Source organism: Vibrio sp. M260118 (genome assembly GCF_036533755.1).
GTDB lineage: Bacteria > Pseudomonadota > Gammaproteobacteria > Enterobacterales > Vibrionaceae > Vibrio.
The window spans coordinates 1-3,525 of the sequence record NZ_JATABG010000358.1; the positions used below are offsets into that span (position 1 = coordinate 1).

4 protein-coding genes are annotated in these 3,525 nt (G+C 45.1%); 1 reads left to right on the plus strand and 3 read right to left on the minus strand.

The annotated features are described in order from the left end of the window. Positions 1-80 precede the first annotated feature (80 nt). Entirely contained in the window at positions 81-509 is a 429-nt protein-coding gene (locus QTO00_RS16675) for an HIT family protein (RefSeq protein WP_331425790.1), read from the plus strand. A gap of 62 nt (positions 510-571) precedes the next feature. Here the strand turns inward: QTO00_RS16675 and QTO00_RS16680 are convergent, their stop codons facing one another. The 3 genes from QTO00_RS16680 to QTO00_RS16690 are packed head-to-tail and all read right to left on the minus strand — an operon-like array spanning position 572 to position 3,302. Continuing rightward, positions 572-802, minus strand: a complete 231-nt coding sequence (locus QTO00_RS16680) for a FeoC-like transcriptional regulator (RefSeq protein ID WP_038205609.1) — start codon at positions 800-802, stop codon at positions 572-574. Next, positions 799-3,075: a Fe(2+) transporter permease subunit FeoB gene (gene feoB / locus QTO00_RS16685; protein ID WP_331425791.1), complete on the minus strand. Its 2,277-nt coding sequence runs from the start codon at positions 3,073-3,075 to the stop codon at positions 799-801. Before feoB ends, QTO00_RS16680 begins: the two co-directional genes overlap by 4 nt. Continuing rightward, positions 3,075-3,302, minus strand: a complete 228-nt coding sequence (locus QTO00_RS16690; protein WP_038205693.1) for a FeoA family protein — start codon at positions 3,300-3,302, stop codon at positions 3,075-3,077. Before QTO00_RS16690 ends, feoB begins: the two co-directional genes overlap by 1 nt. Positions 3,303-3,525 lie beyond the last annotated feature (223 nt).

A 3,525-nucleotide genomic window follows, 5' to 3' on the forward strand; every position in this document is an offset into this window, starting at 1 on the left:
GGGAGGTTGGCGTGAGAGCGTCAACCTTTTGTTTTATTTGGCGTATACTAAACGCGTTCAAATTTAAATGGATTACTACTATGAGTTTCGAACTGCACCCTCAACTCGCCAAAGACACCACGGTAATTGGTCAATTCCCATTGTGTGTCGCCCTGCTGCATAAAGACAACGCTGTACCTTGGGTTATATTGGTTCCTAAGCGGAATAATCTAAAAGAGCTGCACCACCTGCCGATGAAGGAACAACAGCAGTTCCTACTTGAATCACAAGCTGTAAGCCAAGCGCTGGACGCGACATTCCAGCCGGATAAACTCAACCTAGGCGCATTAGGTAACATGGTGCCTCAACTGCACATTCACCACATTGCCCGTTTTAAGGATGACGTTGCTTGGCCTGGCCCTGTGTGGGGCAACACTCAAGGGCAGTTCCGCAACGATGAAGAGCAAAGTGAACTGCTCAGCAGAATTCGAAATGTTCTATCTTTAAGCTCTATTTTTACCGCTTCCTAAGCACCAATTAAAAAGCCGTTCTTTATCACTAAAGGACGGCTTTTATCAGTTTTATGGGTGAGCTACATAGTCACATTCAGAGCTAAAGCATCCGCTTTGACTACGGCATATCGAATACGAGTAACATGGTTGGCTTCATTGGTATCGACCAAACGTGAAATCTTGCCTTTTCTAATCCATACCGACAGCATGGCATCAACACCATCTTCACTCATCGCAAACTGCTTAGCTAACTCTCGGCGAGAGATATTACTATTTTGTTCGATACACTGCTTTAGCTGTGAAAGAATCATGCTGTTTGCACCTCTAAGCTTTGGCTCTGTTTTCTACCTGCTGACTTAAGGACGCGGTAAGTAACAAAACATAGTAGAACAATACCGACAATCCACGCAGAGCTTGTTGCTGGATGATCAGCAAAGTGAGTCACTTGGTAGTAGAGAGCCGCACCGCCATAAGCAAGTCCCATCGTCCATACAGCAATAAAGCGCGCGTACTTGTGGCCAAACTCACGCACATAAGCACCCATTGCCGCAACACAAGGTGTATACAGCAAAATGAAAATCAAGTAGGCAAAGGCTGCATGGCTTGAAACAAAGTGACCTTTTAGGTTACCAAAAATTGACGCATCCACTTCTTGCTCTTCAGCGACCGCTTGGCTATCCGTAAGGTCACCCACTTCAATACCAAGCGGATCTGTATAGCTTAGCCCAGCAAAGTTATCAGGAATCGACATGACCGCTTCTTCTAAGCTCGCCATCAGATCGTAATCAGTGCTCTCGTCTTCGCTCGGAGCGTAAAGACTATTTAACGTACCTACTACTGCTTCTTTAGCGAAGATACCCGCAATAATACCTACCGTTGCTGGCCAGTTGTCTTCTTGAATACCAATTGGCGCAAACACTGGAGTCACGATTTGAGACGCTTTTGACAATACCGAGTTTTCGCTATCTTCGTTACCAAACGAACCGTCAGTACCTACAGAATTTAGGAAGCTAAGTATCGTCACCACCACTACGATAGTTTTACCTGCTCCTAGTACAAAGCGCTTAAGCTTCTGCCAAGTTTTGATTACAACATTGCGCATGGTAGGTAGTTCATAGTCAGGCATTTCCATCACTAGGCTATCGCTTGAGCCTGGGTAAAGAGTTTTCTTCAGCACTAAGCCAGTAAATACCGCAGCAACAATACCTAGTAAATAAAGAGCAAACACCACGTTCTGACCACTTTGCGGGAAGAAAGCCGCCGCAAAAAGCGCATATACAGGTAAGCGCGCACCACATGACATAAATGGCGCCATTGAAGCTGCCAGTTTACGCTCACGCTCTTGGTCTAGAGTACGTGTCGCCATAATAGATGGAACGTTACACCCAAAACCTAACACCAAAGGAACAAACGCTTTGCCTGGCAAGCCGATTTTCTGCATCACTTTATCGAGGACAAATGCCGCACGTGACATATAACCTGAACTTTCAAGCACCGCTAGGAACAAGTATAGGCATGCAATAACCGGGATAAAGGTCGCTACAGTTTGAATACCGCCGCCGACACCATCAGCAATCAGTGTAACAAGCCATACAGGAAGATGGTCATCAAGTAAGTAATGTCCACCATCAACCAGCAATGCACCAACACCGATGTCAAAAAAGTCGATAAAAGCGCTACCTATGTTGATAGAGAACATAAACATCAGGTACATCACAACAAAGAAAAATGGCACACCGACCCATTTATTGAGCACAAAACTATCGACTTTATCAGTGAAGCTACGGCTTAGTTTACCTTCGCTGCGGCGTACTATTTGGCACTGTTGGTGTAAGAATGTGTATTTAACGTCAGCCACCAGCAGGTCAATGTCTTGCTGTAGCTCGCTTTGCGCTGCAATAACTAAGTCTCTCGATGGTTGAGATAGAGAGTTAAGCACCAACACATCATTCTCCAACGCTCGAATTGCTAATGCGCGCTGAGCCACTTGTCCGTGTTGGTCAAACAATACCTCAATTTTGCTAATTTGAGTTTCAAACTCAACACCGTAATCAAGCGCTAGCTCATCTAGTGCTACACCTTGCACCAATATCTTGTGTAAGCGTTCTTTGAACTTAATCACTTGCGACTTACGGTTTGCTGAGATCGCCATCACCGGACAACCCAACACTTTTTCAAGTGCCTTGATATCAATGTGCTGACGTTCACGCTTGAGCGCATCCATCTTGTTCAGAACAACGACCATTGGGCGACCAAGTTCACGCAGTTGTAGCGTCATGTATAGACTACGCTCAAGACAAGTTGCGTCTACAACATTAATGATTAAATCAGCTTCGTTGGTCAGCACGGCGCGCGAAGCAATCGACTCATCGATACTATTGCCATCATTACCGCTGTCTAGCGCGTAAATACCTGGCAAGTCTGTCAGGTGAAAGTCGTCGCTCGCGTGCGTGTATTTACCCGTCTTTTTCTCAACTGTTACCCCCGCCCAGTTACCGACCTGTTGTTTCGCACCAGTCAGACCGTTAAATAGCGTTGTTTTACCACTGTTAGGGTTACCAACGGTTAGGATTTCATAAGCCATTAGTTCGCCTCCACAATGATTGAATCTGCAATATTGACGCGCACTGCGAGCGCCACTCCACGAACTTCAATCTGAAGGGGATCACCCATAGGTGCGGTTCTTATCAAAGTGACAGGTGTCTGTGGTAAAAGCCCCATCACCATAAGCTTTTTACGAACATCTGTAGAGAGATCAGAAAAGCCAGTTATGGTAGCGGCTTGTCCCTGTTTGAGTTGTGAGAGTTTCATTGCTTTGCCAGTTATTTATAATGAGAAGGATTTTCATTTATGATTACAATTTTATCCTCATCTCTTTTAACAGATCTTGCCTAAAATCAATGTTTTCATTTTTTCGCTAGAGAAGAAACGCATATGCCCAACCGCTGGACGTCATCGATGGTTATATCAAACTGAGTTTGCACTTATCACAGCAGCGCCATACGCGTTAGTTTTTATCAACCCGAAACGTAAA